Source organism: Rhodococcus sp. 1163 (genome assembly GCF_002091985.1).
Taxonomy (GTDB): Bacteria; Actinomycetota; Actinomycetes; order Mycobacteriales; family Mycobacteriaceae; genus Rhodococcoides.
Genome location: NZ_MKKX01000042.1, coordinates 1 through 320 on the forward strand (window position 1 = coordinate 1; position 320 = coordinate 320).

The 320-nt window shown below is 61.6% G+C and carries 1 protein-coding gene; it reads left to right on the plus strand.

Features of this window, described 5'->3' with window-relative positions; genetic code table 11:
• Positions 1-320: condensation domain-containing protein (locus tag BJD99_RS20565; protein ID WP_143542260.1), on the plus strand; the 320-nt coding region annotated here is incomplete at both ends.

Genomic DNA, 320 nt, shown 5'->3' on the forward strand with positions numbered 1-320 from the left:
GCTCGCCTCAGTGGTACCGAGGACATCACGGTCGGTACTCCCATCGCCGGGCGCGGTGAAGCAGGCCTGGACAACCTCGTAGGCATGTTCGTGGGGACCCTCGTCCTGCGCACCGAGGTCTCACCGCATGCGAGTTTCACCGAACTGCTCGCTGATACCCGCGCGGCGGATCTCGCAGCTTTCGACAACACCGACATCCCATTCGAGCGACTCGTCGACGCGTTGGCACCGACACGTTCCACCGATCACTCACCACTGTTCCAGGTCTTATTGGAATTCCAGAACAACCAGAGCGCACACCTCGAACTACCCGGCCTCGA